The sequence below is a fragment of the Actinacidiphila yeochonensis CN732 genome (genome assembly GCF_000745345.1).
Classification (GTDB): domain Bacteria; phylum Actinomycetota; class Actinomycetes; order Streptomycetales; family Streptomycetaceae; genus Actinacidiphila; species Actinacidiphila yeochonensis.
In genome coordinates this window covers 4,539,362-4,558,871 of the sequence record NZ_JQNR01000005.1, presented here as the reverse complement: position 1 = coordinate 4,558,871, position 19,510 = coordinate 4,539,362, and the positions used below count along the sequence as shown (strand labels likewise).

At 75.6% G+C, this 19,510-nt stretch carries 19 protein-coding genes; 7 read left to right on the top strand and 12 right to left on the bottom strand.

Features of this window, described 5'->3' with window-relative positions; all coding sequences use genetic code 11:
• Positions 1-46: 46 nt before the first annotated feature.
• Positions 47-1,174, bottom strand: coding sequence for an aminotransferase class V-fold PLP-dependent enzyme (locus BS72_RS30520; protein WP_232792581.1), 1,128 nt, complete (start codon positions 1,172-1,174; stop codon positions 47-49).
• 6 nt (positions 1,175-1,180) lie between these two features.
• The gene (locus tag BS72_RS30515; RefSeq protein WP_037915107.1) at positions 1,181-1,612 is read right to left on the bottom strand and encodes a RidA family protein; all 432 of its coding nucleotides are present in this window, start codon (positions 1,610-1,612) and stop codon (positions 1,181-1,183) included.
• 575 nt (positions 1,613-2,187) lie between these two features.
• Here BS72_RS30515 and BS72_RS30510 point away from each other — a divergent pair.
• From BS72_RS30510 to BS72_RS30485, 6 genes are all read left to right on the top strand, one after another.
• The gene (locus BS72_RS30510) at positions 2,188-2,832 is read left to right on the top strand and encodes a nitroreductase family protein (RefSeq protein ID WP_037915105.1); all 645 of its coding nucleotides are present in this window, start codon (positions 2,188-2,190) and stop codon (positions 2,830-2,832) included.
• Between the two features lie 143 nt (positions 2,833-2,975).
• The gene (locus BS72_RS30505) at positions 2,976-3,194 is read left to right on the top strand and encodes a hypothetical protein (RefSeq protein WP_037915102.1); all 219 of its coding nucleotides are present in this window, start codon (positions 2,976-2,978) and stop codon (positions 3,192-3,194) included.
• A gap of 139 nt (positions 3,195-3,333) precedes the next feature.
• Positions 3,334-5,007 (top strand): ABC transporter substrate-binding protein, encoded by a 1,674-nt coding sequence (locus BS72_RS30500; protein WP_037915099.1) that lies wholly within the window; start codon positions 3,334-3,336, stop codon positions 5,005-5,007.
• Entirely contained in the window at positions 5,004-5,987 is a 984-nt protein-coding gene (locus BS72_RS30495; RefSeq protein WP_037918407.1) for an ABC transporter permease, read from the top strand. Before BS72_RS30500 ends, BS72_RS30495 begins: the two co-directional genes overlap by 4 nt.
• Positions 5,984-6,889, top strand: coding sequence for an ABC transporter permease (locus BS72_RS30490; RefSeq protein WP_051951851.1), 906 nt, complete (start codon positions 5,984-5,986; stop codon positions 6,887-6,889). The genes BS72_RS30495 and BS72_RS30490 overlap by 4 nt, the downstream gene beginning before the upstream one ends.
• 178 nt (positions 6,890-7,067) lie before the next feature.
• Entirely contained in the window at positions 7,068-8,879 is a 1,812-nt protein-coding gene (locus tag BS72_RS30485) for a dipeptide ABC transporter ATP-binding protein (protein WP_078901760.1), read from the top strand.
• Between the two features lie 34 nt (positions 8,880-8,913).
• Here BS72_RS30485 and BS72_RS30480 read toward each other — a convergent pair whose 3' ends face one another.
• On the bottom strand, positions 8,914-10,125 hold the full coding sequence (locus BS72_RS30480) for a cytochrome P450 (RefSeq protein WP_037915095.1): 1,212 nt from the start codon (positions 10,123-10,125) through the stop codon (positions 8,914-8,916).
• A 261-nt stretch (positions 10,126-10,386) separates the two neighbouring features.
• Entirely contained in the window at positions 10,387-10,968 is a 582-nt protein-coding gene (locus BS72_RS30475; RefSeq protein ID WP_037915092.1) for a TetR family transcriptional regulator, read from the bottom strand.
• Between the two features lie 129 nt (positions 10,969-11,097).
• On the opposite strand from BS72_RS30475, the gene BS72_RS30470 reads away from it, so the two are divergent.
• Positions 11,098-12,018 carry an SDR family oxidoreductase gene (locus tag BS72_RS30470; protein WP_037915089.1) on the top strand — a complete coding sequence of 307 codons (921 nt, stop codon included), beginning with the start codon at positions 11,098-11,100 and terminating at the stop codon, positions 12,016-12,018.
• A 258-nt stretch (positions 12,019-12,276) separates the two neighbouring features.
• Here the strand turns inward: BS72_RS30470 and BS72_RS30465 are convergent, their stop codons facing one another.
• From BS72_RS30465 to BS72_RS30430, 8 genes are all read right to left on the bottom strand, one after another.
• Positions 12,277-13,311: an alcohol dehydrogenase catalytic domain-containing protein gene (locus tag BS72_RS30465; protein ID WP_037915086.1), complete on the bottom strand. Its 1,035-nt coding sequence runs from the start codon at positions 13,309-13,311 to the stop codon at positions 12,277-12,279.
• Positions 13,312-13,583: 272 nt separating this feature from the next.
• A complete protein-coding gene (locus BS72_RS30460) occupies positions 13,584-13,958 on the bottom strand; it encodes a hypothetical protein (protein WP_037915083.1) in 375 nt (124 codons plus the stop codon).
• Positions 13,959-14,346: 388 nt separating this feature from the next.
• On the bottom strand, positions 14,347-14,739 hold the full coding sequence (locus tag BS72_RS30455) for a roadblock/LC7 domain-containing protein (protein WP_037915080.1): 393 nt from the start codon (positions 14,737-14,739) through the stop codon (positions 14,347-14,349).
• Positions 14,740-14,813: 74 nt separating this feature from the next.
• Complete coding sequence (locus BS72_RS30450; RefSeq protein WP_037918399.1) at positions 14,814-15,551, bottom strand: hypothetical protein; 738 nt, start codon at positions 15,549-15,551, stop codon at positions 14,814-14,816.
• Between the two features lie 17 nt (positions 15,552-15,568).
• Positions 15,569-16,012, bottom strand: a complete 444-nt coding sequence (locus tag BS72_RS30445) for a hypothetical protein (protein WP_037915078.1) — start codon at positions 16,010-16,012, stop codon at positions 15,569-15,571.
• Between the two features lie 797 nt (positions 16,013-16,809).
• Positions 16,810-17,463: a hypothetical protein gene (locus tag BS72_RS36875; RefSeq protein ID WP_157856363.1), complete on the bottom strand. Its 654-nt coding sequence runs from the start codon at positions 17,461-17,463 to the stop codon at positions 16,810-16,812.
• Positions 17,464-17,498: 35 nt separating this feature from the next.
• The gene (locus tag BS72_RS32910; protein WP_157856361.1) at positions 17,499-17,948 is read right to left on the bottom strand and encodes a hypothetical protein; all 450 of its coding nucleotides are present in this window, start codon (positions 17,946-17,948) and stop codon (positions 17,499-17,501) included.
• Between the two features lie 394 nt (positions 17,949-18,342).
• The gene (locus BS72_RS30430; RefSeq protein ID WP_051952074.1) at positions 18,343-19,467 is read right to left on the bottom strand and encodes an aromatic ring-hydroxylating oxygenase subunit alpha; all 1,125 of its coding nucleotides are present in this window, start codon (positions 19,465-19,467) and stop codon (positions 18,343-18,345) included.
• Positions 19,468-19,510: the final 43 nt, after the last annotated feature.

Here is a 19,510-nt window from a genome sequence, read left to right as displayed (position 1 = left end):
CCGTTCCAGCTCAACCAGGGGTCTTCGGAGTGCAGCTGATGGTTCGTCACGCCTGTGCGGCCTTTGCGCGCAGGAGGCGCAGTACGGCCAGGACGCGGTCGACGTCCTCGTCGTCGTTGAAGTAGTGGAAGCCGACCCGCAGCCGGTCGCCGAGCACCCCGGCGCGTACGCCCGCCCCGCGCAGCGCGGCCGCGGCGGCCGGGCCGTCGGGGACGCGGACGGCGACGATCTGGCTGGCCGGTCCCTCGGCGGGCGGCGTGAACCCGGCCTCGGCGGCCCCTGCCGTGAACCGCGCCGCCAGGCGCAGGCAGTGCGCCTCGACGGCGGCCTGGTCCAGGGTGGACAGCAGGCGGAGCGCGGCGCGGGCGCCGATCCACGGCAGCCAGGCCGTCGACGTGTCGAGCGCCGCCGCGCCCGGCGCGTACGGGACCGGGCCGAAGTAGCCGCCGGCGGTGGACTTCCAGCCCGGCAGGAGGGGGCGCAGTTCGCCGACCCGGTCGGCCCGTACGGTCAGCCAGGCGGCACCGCGCGGGCACAGCAGCCACTTGTAGCCGTGCACGGCGAGGTAGTCGGGGCGGGCGTCGGGCGGCGGCGGGCGCAGGGCGCCGAGCGACTGGCTGGCGTCGACGAAGAGCCGGGCACCCGCCCGGTCGGCCGCCCGGCGCAGGGCGGGCAGATCGGCACGCACCCCGTCGAACGAGAGCACCTCGCTGACGGCGACCAGCACGGCGGGCCGGTCGAGCGCGGCGACCAGGCCCTCGCTGCGGGTGCGGCCCGCCTCGGCGGGCACGACGGTCACCTCGTGGCGCCCCCCGTCCCGGGCGAGCGCGAGCCAGGGCAGCAGGTTGCTGCGGAACTCGTCGGCCGACACCACGACGCGTCCCGGCGGGAGCGCGGCGGCGACCGTCGCCGCGGCCTCGGCGACGGAGCCGAGCAGCGCCACCTGTTCGGGCGGCGCTGCGACGAGTTCGGCGAACTGGGCCCGGGTATTGGCGGGTTCGGCGTCCCAGTCGGTCCACTGGAAGGCGCCGTCGCTCCACTCGGTGACGGCGGCGCGCAGCGCCTCGGCGACGGGCGCCGCGGCCGGCGGGCTGCCGGGGGTGTCCAGCCAGACCTGCCGCCGCAGGGCGGGGAAGAGCCGCCGGAAGCGCGAACTGTCCACGGTGGCGGACACGTCCGCTCAGTCCGTGGGCTGCGCGGCTCGGGGGACTGCGGCCACGGCCTCGACCTCGACCAGGAGGCGCGGGTCGGCGAGCCCCGCGACGATGGCGAGGGTGTGGCCCGGCACGGGGGTGCCCTCGGGGTACCACGCGTCGAAGGACCGGTCGCGGGCCTCCCGGAAGGCGGCGAGGCTCTCGCGGCCGACGACGAAGCTGGTGAACTTGAGGAGGTGCGCCGGGGTGGCCCCTATCCCCCTCAGCAGCGCCTCGATGTTGGCGAACACCTGGGCGGCCTGCGTCTGCGCGTCCTCCCCGGCCAGCGAACCGTCCGGGAGGTTGCCCACCTGGCCGGAGATCAGGACGAGTTCGTGGTCGGCGGGTACGGAGTTGAGGTGCGTGTACCGGGAGACGGGGGGCGGGACGGCGGCATCGTTCGAAGCTTTGTGAACCATGGACGAAAATTATCCGCCCCGTCCGCGCCCGGGCAAGCTCGACCGAGGTCGGGGGTTCGGCCCCGCCCGGGGACCGACGACGCGGACGGCGCGCGGTGCCCTCACCGGCGGCCCGCGCACCAGGCCCCGACAACCCGGCGGTACGTCGGCTCCGGTTCGCGTGAGGCGCGTGCGGGTTCCGGCGGGGGTCGGCGTCACGCCTCGTCCCGCACCGACTCGGCGAGGAGGCCGCGCGGGCGGGCCGCCACCGGTACGTACCGCCCGGGGCGGGCGGCCGCCGGGCGAGGAAGACGGCGCCCAGACCGGTGCGCGGCTCGTTCCACGGCCGGCAGGCGGCCGCGCCGGGCCGGCCGTACTCGTGGACGCCCTGGGCGTCGTGCCGCCCGCCCCGCCCAAGGGCAGCCGCCCGCCCAGCTCCTCGCGCAGCGCCTCCACCAGCGCCGCCCAACAGGCCGCGGCGGGCGGTTCGGACGGGCTTGCCGGTTCCGGCGCGGCCGGACCCCCGATCCGTTAATTTGAATGTTTCGGTTGCGTCAAACAACTAGCGGCACCGACCACCTCCCAAGGAGCCGACCGTGCTCGACCTCTCCCCCGACCAGTTGCTGTCCACCACCCGCGCGGTGCGCAGGCGCCTCGACCTGACCCGCCCGGTCTCCCGCGAACTCCTGGAGGAGTGCCTCGCGTTGGCCACCCAGGCGCCCAGCGGCCGCAACCGCCAGCGCTGGGAGTTCGTGATCGTCACCGACGCCGGGCTGCGCGCCGGGCTGGCCGACCTCTACCGGCTCGGCCTCACCCACCCCACCCAGCACATCTCCGACGACGGGGTGGACCGCGCCGCCGGGACCGCCTCGCGGCAGCGCGGCATGGCCAGCGGCCGCCACCTCTTCGAGCACCTCCACGAGGTGCCGGTGATGGTGGTGCCGTGCGTGCGGTCCGTGCGCTCCGCGCAGCCGCCGTCCGTCGTCGAGCAGGCCAACACCTGGGGCTCGATCCTGCCGGCCGTCTGGAGCTTCATGCTCGCCGCCCGCTCCCGGGGCCTGGGCACGGCGTGGACCACCCCGCACCTGCACTACGAGGAGAAGGCGGCCGAACTGCTCGGCATCGACTACCAGGAGGTGCAGCAGGCGGCGCTGATCCCGCTCGCACACACCGTCGGCACCGATTTCCGGCCGGGCCCGCGAGCGGACCTCGACCAGGTCGTCCACTGGGACCGCTGGTAGGCCGGTCCGGCCCAAAGTCCGGGTGACGGGCGCATTCTGACGGCCTTTCGGCCGGTGCCGCAGTCCCGCCTTGCGGCCGAGGCACCCCGAGGGCCGCGCACCGCAGACTGTGCGCGACCGCTCCCCGTCAGTCGGAGGCACTCATGACGACCTCGCCGCCCCTCCCGGCCGTCCGGGTCGCCCGGGAAGCCGGCGTCGCGACCGGAGGCCGCCGGCCGCCCTCGCCGGCGGCGCTGCGCCGGCCCGCGCCGGTGCGCGCCTGCCTCGCGTCGCCGGAGGGCCTGTTCCGCGGCGAGGACACCGCGGGCCACTTCGCCGGCCGGCGCGTCGCGATGCCGGCGGCGGCCGTGGCGGAAGGCTGATCCGGATGCCGTCCCGCCGCACGCCGCCGCTGGTCCGGCGGCGCCACATCGATCTGCTCCGGGTCTGCGCCGCGGCGTGTCCGGGCCGACCGCTCCGTCCGGCCCCCCGCACCGCCACCGGTTCCCGAGGAGATCAGCCATGCCCACCCCGCTCCGCCGCGCCGCGACCGCCGCCGGCGCCGCCCTGCTCGCCGTCGTGCTCAGCGCCACCGCGGGCTGCACCGCCACCAGCTCCACCGCCGGTACGGCCGCCGACACTTCGGCCGAGCCCGTGGACGGCGGGAACGCCACCTACGCCATCAACGTCGAGCCGTCCTGCCTCGACCCGCACGTCTCCCCCGCCGACGCCACCGCGGTGATCCAGCGCGGCGTCTTCGACTCCCTGGTCGAGGAGGACGCCAAGGGCATCCCGCACCCGTGGCTGGCCCGCTCCTGGAAGATCGGCGACGGGGGCCGCACCTACGACTTCACCCTCCGGGACGACGTCTCCTTCCACGACGGCACCCACCTGGACGCCGCCGCGGTCAAGGCGAACTTCGACCACATCACCGCCCCCGCGACCAAGTCCCAGTACGCGGCAAGCCTGTTCGGGCCCGACTACAAGGGCACCACCGTCACCGGCAGGTACACCCTGCGGGTCTCCTTCGGCAGCCCGTTCTCGCCGTTCCTCCAGGGCGTCAGCACCACCTACCTGGGCATCGAGTCGCCCAAGGCCCTCGCCGCCGGGCAGAGCGCGCTGTGCGCGGCCGGCACCCACTCGGTCGGCACCGGGCCGTTCAAGGAGACCTCCCGCACCGTCGGGCGGCAGCTCGTCCTCAGCCGCAACCCCGCGTACAGGTGGGGCCCCCAGGACGGCGGCCCGACCGGCCCGGCCCACCTGTCCACCCTCACCATCCGCTTCCTCACCGACGACACGACCCGCGTCGGCACCCTGACCAGCGGCCAGATCGACGCGGCCGTGCTGCCGGTGACCGCCGCCGCCTCGGTCCGCGCCAACCCGCAGCTGCAGCTGCTCTCCCACCAGGCGCCCGGGGAGGTCTACAGCTTCCAGCTCAACACCGTCCGGGGACCCCTCGAAGACCAGAGGGTGCGGCTCGCCCTCCTGCACTCCCTGGACATCGGCGGCCTGGTCAAGGCCGTCTACCTGGGCGTCTACCAGCGCGCGTGGAGCCCGCTGAGCCCCTCCACCCCCAACTCCTACGACGCGGCGCTGGAGAACACCTGGACGTACGACCCGAAGCAGGCCGGGTCGCTGCTCGACCAGGCGGGCTGGACCGGCCGTGACGCCCAGGGCTACCGCACCAAGGACGGCAGGCGCCTCACCCTGGTGTGGCCCACCGTGGCGGCGGCCAGCGTCCGCGACGAGCGCGGTGCCCTCGCCGACGGCTTCCAGGCCCAGGCCAAGGCCGTCGGAATCCAGCTCAAGCAGGTCGTCACCGACGAGGGCACCTACTACAAGGACGCCTACACCAGCGACTACGACATCCTCGACGTCAGCTGGGCCCGCGGCGACGGCGACATCCTGCGCGGCTTCTACCTCGGCGGCGCCAACCCGGAGCACGGCGGGCAGAACGCCGCCCGCACCGACGACCCGCAGGTCAACTCCTGGCTGCTGGCCGCCGCGTCCACCACCGACCCGGCTCAGCGCAGGGCCGACTACGCCAAGGTGCAGCAGTGGGTGATCGACCACGCGGTGACCGTCCCGGTGTACGTGGGCTCCTACCTGGTCGGCGCCTCGAAGTCGCTGCACGGCATCACCTTCGACGTCTCCGGGTGGCCGCTCTTCGCCCGCGCCTGGACCACGCGCCGATGAGGGCCGGCGCGGGCGTCGCGAGGTACCTGGCCGGCCGGGTCGCGGCCGCGCTGCTGGTCGTGTGGGCGGCGGCCTCCGTCGCCTTCCTGGTGCTGCACCTGCTGCCCGGCGACCCGGTGCAGATCATGCTGGGCAACGGCTACCAGGCCTCGCCCGGCATGGCCGACCGCATCCGCCACGACTACGGCTTCGACCGGCCGTTGGCCGTGCAGTACGCGCGGTTCCTGGGCCGGCTGCTCCACGGCGACCTGGGCACCTCCTACCAGCAGCAGCGGCCGGTGACCGCGATCATCGGGGAGCAGCTCGGACCGACCCTCCAACTCGCGGCGGCGGCGACGGTGCTGGTCGTGCTGGTGGCCGGGCTGCTCGCCCTGGCGACCGCCGGCACCGGTGCGGGCCGCGGCCCGCTGGCCCGGGTGGGCCGGTTCGGGCGGAGCCTGGTGTCCGGGGTGGAGCTGACGGCGATCTCGCTGCCGTCCTTCTGGCTCGGCATCCTGCTGCTCACCGTCTTCTCCTTCCGGCTGCGGCTGCTGCCGGCGGCCGGGGAGGGCGGCCTGGCCGCGCTGCTCCTCCCGGCGGTGACGCTGGCACTGCCGGCCGCCGGGCTGCTCTCCCAGGTGCTGCGGGACGGTATGCAGGCCGCCTGGCAGGAGCCGTTCACGCTCACCGCCCGGTCGCGGGGGCTGTCCGAGCGCGCCGTACGCGCCCGGCACACCCTGCGGCACGCGGCGCTGCCGGCGCTCAACCTGGCCGGCTGGTTCGTCGGGCACCTGCTCGGCGGGGCGGTGCTGGTGGAGACGGTCTTCGCGCGGCCCGGCCTCGGCAAGGTCGCGCTCGAAGCGGTGACCTCGCGTGACATCCCCGTAGTGCTCGGCGTGGTGATGGCCGCGGCGGCGGCCTTCGCGGTGGTGAGCACCGTCGTCGACCTGCTGTGCCTGGCGGTCGATCCCAGGCTCCGGGTGCGGAGGGCGGCGGTATGACGAACGTCGAGGAGAGGACCACGGCGCGCGGGGGCGGCGGCGCGCCACCGGACGGCGTGCCGGTCCGGGCCCTGGCCGGGGCCCGGGGGCGGCGGCGCCCTCGGCCCGGCACCGTGCTCGCAGTCCTCGTCCTGCTGCTGCTCGCCGCGGTGGCGGCGCTGCCGTGGCTCTTCGGCGACGGGTCGCCGCTGGCGCCGCACCTGGACGCGGTGCTGCGGCCGCCGAGCGCGGCGCACCCGTTCGGCACGGACCAGTTGGGGCGCGACGTCCTCACCCGCGTGGTGTACGGCACGCGCACGTCGCTGGCCACCGGGCTGGGCGCGACCGCGCTGGCCGCGGTGGCCGGGCTGCTGGTCGGGCTGGTCGCGGCGCTGGCGGGCGGGGTGGTCGACGCCGTCCTCATGCGGCTGGTGGACGCGCTGCTGGCGCTGCCCGCGCTGCTGGTGTCGCTGCTCGTCCTGACCGTGGCGGGGCGCGGGGCGGGTGCCGAGGCGGTCGCCATCGCGGTTCCGGCCGCGCTGGGGTACGCGCGGCTGGTGCGCGGCCAGGCGCTGTCGGTCCGGCAGTCCGGATACGTACGGGCCGCGGTGTGCCTGGGCCAGCGCCCGGTGGTCCTGGCGGCCCGTCACGTCCTGCCCAACACCGTCGGGCCGCTGGCGCTGGTCGCGGCGATCGGCACCGGCTCGGCGATCACCTCCGGGGCGGCGCTCAGCTACCTCGGCCTCGGCCCGCAGCCGCCCTCTCCGGAGTGGGGCGCGATGCTCGCGCAGGGCCAGCAGTACCTGCCGATCGCCTGGTGGATCGGGGTCTTCCCGGGCCTGGCGGTCACTGTGGCGGCGGTCGCGATCAGCGTCACGGGCCGCTCCCTGCACCACCGCTTCGCGGGCCGCGCCGCGACGTGAGCCGTCCGCCGGACCCGCCCCCGGGGCGGGTCCGGCGCGGGAGCCGGGCCGGAGCCGACGGCGTCGCCGCGGCCGGACCCGCGCACCGCTCCCCCGCGAGCCGCCCGGCTCCCCGTCGGCGTGCGCCACGCGGGCCGAGCCCGTACCTCACTCGCTCTCCGAAGAGGAGTCCACGACCATGTCCGACACGGACGACACCACTGGCACCACCGGGACAGCCGGCACCACCGGGACAGCCGGCGCAACCGACACGGCCGGCGCGGCCGACGCACCCGCGGTCACCGGAGCCCGCGGCCCGTCGCGTGCCCCCGACCCCGTCGACGACGCCCCCGTCGACAGCGTCCCCGGCTCCTCGCTCGTCGCGGACGTCGCGTCCCTGCACGTACGGTTCGACACGCCCGGCGGGACCGTGGAGGCCGTCCGAGGCGTCTCCTTCCGCCTCGCCGCCGGCCGCTGCCTGGCGCTGGTCGGCGAGTCCGGCTCGGGGAAGAGCGTCACCGCGCGGAGCCTGCTCGGGCTCGTCGGCGACGGAGCGCGGGTGCGGGCCGAGCGGCTGGACATCTGCGGCCAGGACGTACGGCGGCACGGTGAGCGCGAGTGGCGGGCGGTGCGCGGCGCCCACGTGGGGCTGGTCTCCCAGGACGCCCTGGTCTCGCTCGACCCGCTGCGGCCGATCGGCCGCGAGATCGCCGAGGCCCTCACCGCCCACCGCCGCGCCCCCCGGGACGAGGTCCGGTCCCGCGTCCTGGAACTGCTCGACTCCGTGGGGGTGCCCGAGCCCGCGCAGCGTGCCCGCCAGCGGCCGTACGAGCTCTCCGGCGGCCTGCGCCAACGCGCCCTGATCGCCTCGGCCCTGGCGGGCGGCCCCCGGCTGCTGATCGCCGACGAGCCCACCACCGCGCTGGACGCCACCGTGCAGGCCCGCGTCCTCGCGCTGCTGCGCGAGCTGCGCGACGCCGGCACGGCGGTGCTGCTGATCAGCCACGACCTCGCGGCGGTGGCACAGGTGGCGGACGACATCGCGGTGCTGCGCGACGGCGTCGTGGTCGAGCAGGCGCCCGCCCGTCGCGTCCTCACCGCGCCCCGACACCCCTACACCCGCGCCCTGCTGGACTCCGTACCGGGCCGGCGTCCGGCGCCGCGTGCCGCCCAGCCAGGCGGGGCGTCCGAAGTCACCGAGGCAACCGGTGCGGCCGGGGCAACCGGTGCGGCCGGGGCCGGCGGCCAGGGGCCCGTCCTGTCGGCGAGCGGCCTGAGCCTCCGCTACCGCCGCCCCGACGGCGGCTGGCGCGACGCGGTGCGCGAGGTCTCCCTCACCCTCACCCCCGGCCGCACCCTGGGCGTCGTCGGGGAGTCCGGGTCGGGCAAGTCGACGCTGGCCCGGCTGGTGCTGGGCCTGGAACGGCCGGACGGCGGTACCGTCCTGCTCGACGGCGCCGCGTGGAGCGGGATACCGGAGCGGGCCAGACGGCCGCGCCGGCGGCTCGTCCAACTCGTCGACCAGGACCCGCTCAGCGCCCTCGACCCCCGCTACGCCGTACGGCGGCTGCTCGGCGAGGCGCTGGCCGCGGCGGGCGTACCGCGCGCGGACCGGGCCGCCGGATGCGCCGAACTGCTGGCGATGGTCGGGCTCTCCGACAGCCACCTGCGGCGCCGGCCGCGCGAGCTGTCGGGCGGGCAGCGCCAGCGGGTGGCCATCGCCCGGGCGCTGGCGGCCCGGCCGCGGGTGCTGGTCTGCGACGAACCGGTCTCCGCGCTGGACGTCTCGCTCCAGGCCCAGGTCCTGGAGCTGCTGCGGTCGCTGCGCGACCGGCTCGGCCTGGCCATGCTCTTCATCTCGCACGATCTCGCGGTGATCCGCGAGATCGCGGACGAGGTGATGGTGATGCGCGACGGGCGGGTCCTGGAGAGCGGGCCGGTCGAGCAGGTCTTCGCCCGTCCGGCCGACCCGTGGACGCGAGAACTGCTCGCCGCCGCCCCGGCGTTGTGACCCGTCCGCCGCGCCCACCGGGTTCCGGGGCCCGTCACCACTCGGCGGGCAGCACCTCCGGACGCAGCGTCAGGAGGCCGCCGATCCAGCGGACCTGGTCCTCCGGGACGGCCAGCCGCAGCTCCGGCAGGCGGCGGGCCAGGCTGCCGAAGGCGATCTCCAGCTCCAGGCGGGCCACGCCCGCGCCGGGGCAGTAGTGCGCGCCGTGGCCGAAGGCGAGGTGGTTGGCGTCGCCGCGGGTGAGGTCGAGGATGTCCGGGTCGGTGACATGGCGCGAGTCGCGTCCCGCCGCGTGCATCGCGGGGATGACGCCCTCGCCCGCCGCGACGTCCACCCCGCCGATCGTGAGGTCCTCGGTCGCCACCCGGATGAACCCGAAGTCCGACGGCGGCGCGTAGCGCAGCAGCTCGTCGACGGCGTGGCCGAGGAGTCCGCGGTCGTCTGGGGCCTTGGCCAGCAGCCGGTACTGCTCGGGGTGGCGGAGCAGCGCGAACAGGCCGCGGCTGATCGCGCCGACGGTGGTGTCGTGCCCGGCGACCAGCAGGTTGATGCCGAGCCAGACCAGCTCCTGCCCGGTCAGCCGGTCGCCCTCGTCGTGCGCCTTGATCAGCTCGCTGAGCAGGTCGTCACCGGGATCGGCGCGGCGCTGCCCGATCAGGGCGGCCACGTAGGCGGCCGACTCCTCGCGGGCCGAGAGCCGTTCCTCCGGGGTGTGCGCGGTGATGCTGACCAGCCGGTCGGTCCACAGCTGGATCTTCGGACGGTCCTCGCGGGGCGCGTCGATGAGCGCGCAGATGACGTGGACGGGGAGCACGGCGGCGTAGTCCCGGTGCAGGTCGCCCGCGGGTCCGGCGGCCACCAGGTCGTCGATCAGCTCGTCGGCGATCCGCTGGACGGTGCCGCGCAGCGCGGCGGCCCGACGGGGGGTGAAGGCCGGGCTGATCAGGCGGCGCAGCCGCTTGTGGTCGGGGCCCTCCTGGTTGAGCAGGTTGTAGGGGTTGTCGGAGAAGTCCGGCCCCGTGACGACGCGGGGCGCTCCGGGTTCGCGCAGGGCGGCACGCGACAGGCGGCCGTCGGAGAGCGCGGCCTGCACCTCGTCGTATCCGGTGACGTACCACGCCTGGTCCCCGCTCGGCAGCCGGACCCGGGAGACCGGGCAGCCGGCGCCGAGTTCCGCGTACTGCTCGGGCGGCTCGGCCAGCGGGCCGGGCGGGAAGGGGAAGTCGTGGGTCGGCGGCTGGCTCATGGTCGCGGTCTCCCTCGGGTCGGGCGACGGGGCACAGGGCACTGATTCGATGGTTCGAGAACCACGAAACGACAGTAGCCATGCCGCCGTTCGGCCGACAAGGCCGACCCCGTCCCACCCGCTGAAACCCGACCAACTACCGGGTAGGCCACCGCCGTTGGTCCTGCCCCCGCTCCCGCCCCGGCGGGTGGCGACGGAGCCGCCCCAGCGGCCGCTCCGGCTCCGAATCCGGCTCCCAATCCGGCTCCGAATCCGCCGGCCTCAGCTCGCGGCCGAGCCGTCCCCCGCCACCACGGTCCGCAGTTCGTCCAGCGACTCGCGCATGACCTGGGGCAGCTCCGGCCCGTCCAGGTCCGCGATCCACCGGCCGAAGGCGACCTTGAACACCGCGATCCCGGCCTCGGCGGCCAGACTCGCGTCCGACTCGGGGACTCCGCGCTCGCACAGCGTCCGGGTGAGCGCGGCGGACAGCGAGGCGAGCTTGACGAGCTCCCGCTCCTGGAGTTCGGGGTGCGAGGAGATGACCGACTGCCGCAGCGACGCGGCCTCCCGCCCCTCCTGGAGCATGGTGCCGACGGCGTAGAGGCCGGCGGCGACCGCGTCCATGGGTCCGGCCGGCGCGGGCGCGGCCGCGACCGCGCCGACGAACTGCTCCTCCATGAAGGGCGCACCGCCGAAGAGCACCTCGCGCTTGTCGGCGTAGTGGCGGAAGAACGTGCGCTCGGTGAGCCCGGCGCGCCGGGCGATCTCCGCGACGGTGGTCTGGTCGAAGCCGCGCTCGGCGTACAGCTCCATCGCCGCCTTCCCCAGGCGACCGCGCGCGTTCGGCTCCCAACGTCCCATGTCCGCGATTCTACGCGACGCCCATCACCATGACAGCGACTGACATCGGGTGCTACGGTTGATGTCAGTCGCTGACAACGAATCGCTCCCGGCAGTTCGCCGGCAGCGGTCGGACACGGAAGGACTCCCATGCGCGTATTCGTCACCGGCGGTTCCGGCTTCATCGGCTCCGCCGTCGTCCCCGAACTCCTCGGCGCCGGGCACGAGGTGACCGGCCTCGCCCGGTCGGACGCCTCCGCGGAGGCCCTCACCGCGGCCGGGGCCAAGGTGCTCCGCGGCGATCTGGAGGACCTCGACGCCCTACGGAAGGGCGCCGCGGAGAGCGACGGCGTCGTCCACCTCGCCTTCGTCCACGCCTTCCCGGACTTCGCCACCTCCGCCGCGATCGACGCGCGGGCCGTCGCCGCCTTCGGCTCCGCGCTGGAGGGATCGGGCCGGCCGCTGGTCATCGCCTCCGGCGTGGCCGGGTTCACGCCGGGCCAGGTGGCCACCGAGCAGGACTTCCCGGCCCTGACCCTGGGCTCCCCCTTCGCACCCCGCGCCGCCAACGCCCGCGCCACGCTGGACCTCGCCGAGCACGCGGTGCGCTCGTCGGTGGTGCGGCTGCCTCCGACGGTCCACGGCGAGGGCGACCACGGCTTCATCGCCCTCCTGGTGGGCATCGCCCGCGAGCGCGGCGCCGCCGGCTACGTGGGCGACGGTGCCGCCCGCTGGCCCGCGGTGCACCGGTCGGACGCGGCGCGGCTGTTCCGGCTGGCCCTGGAGCAGGCTCCGGCGGGCACCGTGCTGCACGGCGTCGCCGAAGAGGGCGTGCCGACGCGCGCGATCGCCGAGTCCATCGGAGCGAACCTCGGCCTGCCGGCCGTCCCGGTCGCGCCGCAGGACGCGGAGGGGCACTTCGGCTGGCTCGGCGGGCTCTACGCCATGGACACCCGCGCGTCGAGCACCCGCACCCGCGAGCTGCTGGGCTGGCAGCCGACCGGGCCCGGGCTGCTGGAGGACCTGGACCAGGGCCACTACTTCACCCCGCGGCCGGCCGGGGGCCACTGACGCACGGACCCCGGCGGGCCCGGGCGGCCGGGTGGCGGAGCGCACCCCACCCGGCCGGCTCCCTCCGGGGCCCTGACCGCGGGCGAGGACGCACCGTGGGGACGCCGCCGCCGGGGCGCCCGCGGGCCGGCCCGGATCGGCTCCGGGCCGGCGCGCGGGCGGACGCGGAGCCGACGCGGGGACGCCGTCGGCCGGCGCTGGGAGCCGCCACCGAGGAGACCGGAGGCGGCCTTCCGGCGCCGTCCCACGGCCCGGACGTCAACTCGGCTGCGGCTCCGCCCCCACGGTGAGCACCATGCGGAAACGGGCACCGCCCGAAGCCATCTTGGCGAAGGCCGCGGCCCCATCGGCCAGCGGCGCCTCCTCGATCCAGGGCCGCACCCCGGTCTGCACGGCGAACCGCAGCGTGTCCTGCGTGTCGACGGCGACGCCGGACGCGTGGCCGTAGATCCGCCGGCAGTCGGTCAGCAGGGCCAGCGGCGGCAGGTCGAGGGGCTCGGTGGCGGCACCGACCACGACCAGCTCACCGCGCCGTCCCAGGCCCGGGACCGCCGCCGCCATCGCCTTCGCGTTGTTGACCGTGGCGAGTACGACCTTCGCGCCGCCCATCTCCCGCAGCGCCTGTCCGACGTCCTCACGCGTGCTGTCGATGTAGTGCCGGGCCCCCAACTGCCGTGCCAGCGAAGCCTTCTCCTCGCCACGGGCCACGGCCACGGTGTCGAAGCCCATCTTCGCCGCGAACTGCACCCCCAGGTGGCCCAGCCCGCCCAGGCCCAGCACGGCCACGGTGTCCCCGGGGAGCGCCGAACTGCGCCGCAGCGCGTTGTAGACGGTCACCCCGGCGCAGGCCAGCGGCGCCGCCTCCGCGCTGCTGAGCTCGTCGGGGATCGCGGCCAGCGCGACGGCCGGCACGGTCACGGACTCGGCGTAGCCGCCCTGGTAGGCGGCGCCGGGCACCTGGAGCTCGGGGCAGAGCACGCCGTCGCCGGTGCGGCAGGCGTCGCAGTGCCCGCAACTGCCGCCGTACCAGCCGACGGCGACACGGTCGCCGACGTTCCAGCCCGCCACGCCCTCGCCGAGGACGGCGATCCGCCCGGCGATCTCGTGGCCGGGCACGCGGGGGAAGTCGGCACCGGGCAGCAGGCCGGCGATGATCATGTGGTCGGAGTTGCAGATGCCGCACGCCTCGACGGCGATCCGCACCTGCCCCGGGCCCGGCGGGACCGTCTCCGCCTCGGCGGGCGAGAGGTCGCCGCCCGGAGTCGGCACGTGCATTACTCGGTGGCGCGCCATGGGTCTTCCTTTGCCGGTGGGGCGGCGGGCCGGGACCGCGCGGCGGCCTCCTCCGGTCCGCCGGCGGATGGGCGTTTCCGGCCAGTCTCACCCGTGGACCCGCCCCCGGCCGGGCTCCACCGGCCCCGGGCGGCCACGGCGCGCCCGACTTCCCCCGGACGCAGCACAGCCGCGCCCCGCGCCGTCCGGGCCCCGTCACACGGGGCCCGCCGACGGGTCCGGGCGAGCCGCGCCGCCGCGCCTGCACGACGGGCGGCGCGGGCGCGCCCGGGTCACAGCTCCAGGTCGGACTCGATCGAGCGGAGCTGGTGGCGCGCCATGGCGAGGTTCGCCCGGTTCTTGTCGAGGGCGAGGTAGAGGAAGAGGCCGTTCTTGCCCCGCCCCTTGAGGAGGCGGATGAGGTGGTACTGGGTGCCGAGGGTGATGAGGATGTCCTCGATCTCGTCCTTGAGGCCGAGCAGTTCCATGGTGCGGGCCTTGGCCCGGACCACGTCGGTGTTGCCGGCCGCGGCGACGTTGAGGTCGAGCTCCTTGCCCCCGCCGATGGTGCCCAGCGCCATGCCGCTGGTGTAGTCGACCAGGGCGACGCCTATGACGCCTTCGATCGAGGTCATCGCGTCCTTGAGGACGGCTTCTGTGTTCGCCACGGTGAGGGTGCTCCCTTGCTGGATGTCTGCACCGTCCGACGGATCGTGCCGGACGGGCTTGGGTGCGGTCTGGCCTGCGGGCTGGCCTGCTGCCTGGCCCGCGGGTCGGCGTGTGGTCTGACGTGGTGCCTGGTGCGGTGTCCGCGCCGCCGGCGCCGTGCTCCGGTGCGCGGTCCGCCGTGCGGGCTGCCGCGCCGGCGGCGGGTCGGCCGCGGGCCCCGCTTCCCGCGCGGCCCCCTCAGCCGGGGCCGGGGGCCGCGCCTCGCCCGGCTCGGCGGAGGCCCCGGACCCGGGTGGTGCGGAGGACGGCGGCCCGGACGGATCGGCCGGGTCGGGGCCCGCGCTGCGGCGCCGCGCGGCCGGGGTTGGCGGGGCGTGTCCATGGCGGTCAGGCGTCCTCCAGTCGTACGGCGGTGCCGTCGAGCAGTTCGGCGACGCGCGCGCCGGCGCGGCGGGCCTCCATGTGCATCCGTCCGACGTTGGCGCGCGGACCGGCCAGGACGGTCAGGACGCAGGCGGTGCCGGCCGCGTAGGTGGCGACGTAGCCGTGCTCACCCCGGATCAGCAGCTCGCGGAACGTACCGCTGCCGGTCGCCTCGGCGAGCCGCAGCCCGACACCGAGAGCCGCGGCGGTGAGCGCGGCGACGCCCTCCGCACCCGGCAGCGGCGGATCGGCGGCCAGGACCAGGCCGTCCGTGCTCGCCGCGACGACCGCCGTCACCTCCGCGGTACGGGCCCGCAGCCGGGCCAGTTCGTCGCGGACCTCGGCCTCGTGCGCCATCAGCTTCCTCCTTTCGGCACGGTTTCTCAGCCCCCTGCGTACGGTGCTGCGGGCCGCGCTCCGCTCGGGGGGGCTCACAGGTGTGCCTCCAGCGCGTCCCGCAACCGCCGCAGCAGGGCCACGTCCGGGGTGTCTCCGACGTCGCGCACCCACGCCGGGGCGGTGGGCGGGGGCAGGGCGGTGTCGGGGGTCTCCAGGTGGCCCGCGGCGGCCAGCCGCCGGATGTCGACCAGGGTGTGGAAGGCGGGGCGGCCGAGCCGGGCGGCGATCCCGCTCGGCGTCCGCCGCCCGTCGGCGAGGTCCAGGACGTCCTGCTGCCGGCGGGTGACGGCCGGCAGTCCCGTCGCCGCCCGGCGGCGCGGCGGGGCGGCGTCCAGCTGCGGGTGCGGCCACAGGTCGGCGAGGTAGCGGCGGCGGCGCAGGCTCTCCCGTTCGACGTCCGCCACGCCCACCGGCCGGACCCGCCCGAACCAGTGGGCGACGCCGTGCCGGAACCGGGTGGGGCCGCCGCCCGGCGCGAGCACGAAGTACGCGGCGTCGTAGAGGGCGCCGAGGTGGCGGATCTCCAACTCGCCGCCGGACAGGCAGCCGTGGTCGAGCAGGTAGCGGGCGGTCTGGCCGCGCGGCCCCGCCTTGTCGAGCGCCTCCCGCCACCGCTCGGCGGGCAACCGCCCGCCGTTGGTGAGGAGTTCGCCGATGCCGGGCGCTGCCGGGCTCTCGGCGTGCACGACGGCGCCGTCGACCAGGTAGAGCGCGCCGGTGTCCCGCAGCAGGGCACCGGTGGCGCCGCGCTCGGCCAGCCGCAGCAGCATCGGGGAGACGGTGGCGTTCACTCCAGCACCAGCCGTTCGGCCAGGTCACGCAGGCGGATCATGGCCAACGCCAGGTTGGCGATGTCGCGGTCGAGCCACAGGTGCAGGAACACGCCGCCCTCGTAGGGCAGGTCGAGGAAGCGCAGCAGGTGGTAGCCGGAGGCCGCGGTCACGATGACGTCCTGCACGGCCGGCCCCTTGGCCCCGGGCGGTGGGGAGTCGCCGGGCCGGCCGGGGCCGCGGTGGGTGCCGCTGCCCGGCTCGGCCGCGCCGGCGAAGACCGGGTGCTCGATGGCGTGGCGGGCGAACTCGGCGATCTGCGCGGCCATCGTCTCGTGGTCGCCGTCGGGCGCCTCGCCGATCCGACCCAGCGCCAGCCCGCTGATCCACTCGACCAGCGCGGCTCCCCTGGCACCGGGCAGGGCCATGGCTTCGAGCAGGCACTCGTCGATCCCGGACACACCGCTCCCCTTGATGTCATCCGCGGCACGGCCAACCGGCGGCCCTGCGCGTCAACGTGACGTTACGCATGGTTTGGACGCTGCGGAGGGCGTTCTGGCAAATTCCATCGGCACAACCCGGCGTTCCGCTAAAGTGCTCGCCGCAGTGGCCGAAACCGTACGCAGCCCAGCGGTGGGCGGCGGTCGGAGGACGGCGGGGCCGATGGGCGCACCCGCTGGGAGTGCACCCATCGGCCTTGTGCCGGACGGTCGTTGACAGCGCGCGGCGCCGACGACCCTCTCCGACATGACCGTTCAGCCTGCCGTGGCGACGGTGAAGGTCCGGCGCCCCGGAGCCGACGGTGTAGGCGCCGCCGGACCCGCGGACCGCGCCGTGGGTGGCGGGCACCCGGGCCCCGGCCGTGCCCAGGTCGGGCAGGCGCACGGTGGCTCCGCTCCCCGCGGGGCGGTGGCGTCGAGGGTGAAGCGGCCGCCGGAGCGGGTCCAGGAGCTGGCCGCGGCCGCCGGAGCGGGTCCAGGAGCTGGCCGCGGCGCCGCGCACGGTTCCTGGGTGGCCGCGGCGTACCGCGGCCCCGGCGGCACCTGCGGGGCGATGGTCATCGTCCGGTACCCGGGCCCGGTGGGCTGGTGCCGCCGAGCCGGGTGGAGAGGGAGGCGTTGACGCCGGCGAACATGGCGCGGTCGCGGGTCTCCAGGGCGGAGGCGCAGGTCCGCTCTCCCAGGAGCTGGTGGCGCCCTGGCCGAACACCCCGCCTACCAGCAGGAAAGGCGCCCACAACCTTTCAAGGAGACGGTCCCTAGCCGGCCTTCAGGCTGCCTGCTGTGATGACGCCGTCGTGGACGGTGTAAGTGCCGTGGTAGTCGTGCGTTTTGCCTTCTGTGTCCTGGGTGTTCAGTATCACGGCGACGACGTCGCCTGTGATGGACTGGATGGTGACGGAGGTCGTCGCTGTGGTTGCGAAGCTCGCGGCGAAGGTGCTGTAGCTCTGGTGGAAGTTGCGGCCGCCAAGATTCCAGGCAGTCCGGTAGTCCTTCGCGTTGATCGCTTCGAAGTACCGCTCGACCGTCTGCTGAGGGCCGAGGGCCGCGGTGGACGACGGAGGCGGGCCGGCCGGCGCTGAAACCTCGCCGGGCGCCAGCGTCGTCAGCGCGAAGCCGCCCGCAGCCAGGAGACATGCGGCGACCAACCCGACGAGGGACGGCATGACCCTGGCTGACCGCGCGCTGCCGACGGCGACGGAGGCGGCCCGGACCTGACTCCAGCGCCATGGCTCGACCGTCACGACGGGGTCGGTTGCCGGAACCGCAGGTGGCGGATCGGACGCGGCGGTGGCCTTGGCCCGCTCCTGGCGGCGCGGACCCGGCAATGCCGCCCGCACGGCCCAGGCCAGGCCAGGCCGTTCGCCCGGAAGCGGCTGGAACGCGGGAGCACGGCGAGAGACGATGGCCACGACCCTGCCTGCGAGGGATTCAGCGCGCACGGCCATCAACTCCCCTGGCCTTCGCTGTCGGACCACATGCCCTCGCCGTCCGGGGGTGGCGCGTCGAGGCGGTTGCTCCCAGTGGAGCGCGGGCCCGAGGGCTGGACGAGGAGCGCGGGCCGGCCGCTCTCTCCCGTGCTCGGGGTGTTGGCGGCCAGCGCGGTGACACCGGCGTGAACGACGAGCGGCATCAGGGCCGTTACCCTCTCCAGCAGCGAAGGCGCCCCGGCCCCGACGAACATCGCCAGCCAGGCGGTGGCACTGTGCCCGGACGCGCGCGCCGCGACGGCCACACCGGTCCCGACACCGAGCCGTAAGACGGTGGCGATGACGTAGGCCAGAAGTCCCAGCGTCGGCCCGTCACCCGGACTCTCCCAGGGCCAGTGGTGATGGCGGCGCACGGCCGTCCAGAACTCCAACGCCTCGACGGCGAAGCCCCGAACAACCCCCACCACGCTGCGCCCACCCAGGTCATGCCTTGATGCTAGGCACGGCGCCGGGAGCATGAGGCCATCTCCCACGATTCTCTGACGTCCGCCGGCCGAAGCCGGGCACTCCGCCGCCGACCACGTGCCGGGGGTGGTCGCGGGCGGCAAACCCGCCCGCCGTGCCCGCCTCGTCCACGACCGGACATCCGGCCCTCCCCTTCAGGGCGGCACTGCGGCCACGCCGGATATGAGACGATTCGTACGCTTTCCGGCGTCGGGACTCCACGAGGACGCGGCACGGGCGTCAGCCGATTCGACAGGCTCGGCCGCCCCACGCGCACCCAGCGGGCGGTCGCTGAAGCCTCACGCCGGCAACCGGTCACTGGTGGCCGGACACACCCTCCCCATCGCTGACGCAACGTCACATATTCCCGCACGCAGCGCCGTTGGAGCCGTCGGCACAGCCGACACGGGAGCCGCACAGGGCGCCGGCGGGTTCGAGGGGGACGCCGTTGCGGCGCAGCATCTCGCGCAGGTCGAGGATGAGCGGGAAGACCTCCTGGTTCCAGTCCGCACCCTGCTCGTCCCAGGCCCGCTGCTCGGCCTCCACCGCCATCCGGTCCTCGGCGAACACCCGCTCGGTGAACCGCCGGATGAGCGGCCACGCCAGGTTCAGCGCCGCGCCGAACCGGGGCTTGCGGATCATCAGCAGTCCGTGCACGTGGTTGGTGCGCTGCTCCGCGTCCCGCGGCACATAGGCCACCCACAGGCTGAAGGCCGGACGCTCCTCGCCGTCCGGCACCAACTGGAGTGTCTGGTACGGGTATTCGGTGCGGATGGTGAGGACGTCCGGGGCGCCGCGCCCGCCGAGGCCCTCGGCCGACAGCAGCCCCGCCCCCCGGTCCTTGCGCCCGCCCTCCGGCGTGAACCGGTAGCGGGCCTCGACCGACCGGCCGTCCGTCCTGCGGTCCAGCAGCGTCGGCTGGATGCGGCCGAGCACACCCCGGTGCAGGAACTGGTGGTTCATGTCGAGCAGGTTCTCGTGCATGAACGAGTAGTGGCAGCGCACCGTCCGCGAGAAGCGCATGGCGCGGTGGGCGGGCGAGCCGTACTCGGGCAGTTCCGGCAGCGGGGTGGCCGGGGCCTTCGCCGGGTCCCCGGGGAAGACGAACACCAGCCCGTACCGCTCCCGCACCGGGTAGGCGAGCACCCCGCGCGGCGGACGCTCGGCGCCCTTGGGGAGGTAGGGGATCTGCGAGATGCGGCCGTCGCCCCGGTAGGCCCAGGCGTGGTAGCAGCAGCGCAGCGCCTCCCCCTCGACGACGCCCATGCTCAGCGGCACCTGCCGGTGCGCACAGCGGTCCTCCAGCGCGTGGACGCCGCCGCGGCGGGTGCGGAAGAGGGCGATCCGCCGCCCGGCGAACGACGCCGGCCTGACCGTGTCCGGCGGAATGTCGCGGGAGGCCGCGACCGGGTACCAGAAGTCCGGGTGGATGCCGACGCGCCGCAGGTCGACCGGGGCGGAGCCGGCCGCGGCGCGGCCCAGCGGGTCGAGGGGGCCGGCACCGGGGCGGTCGTCGGCGGACTCG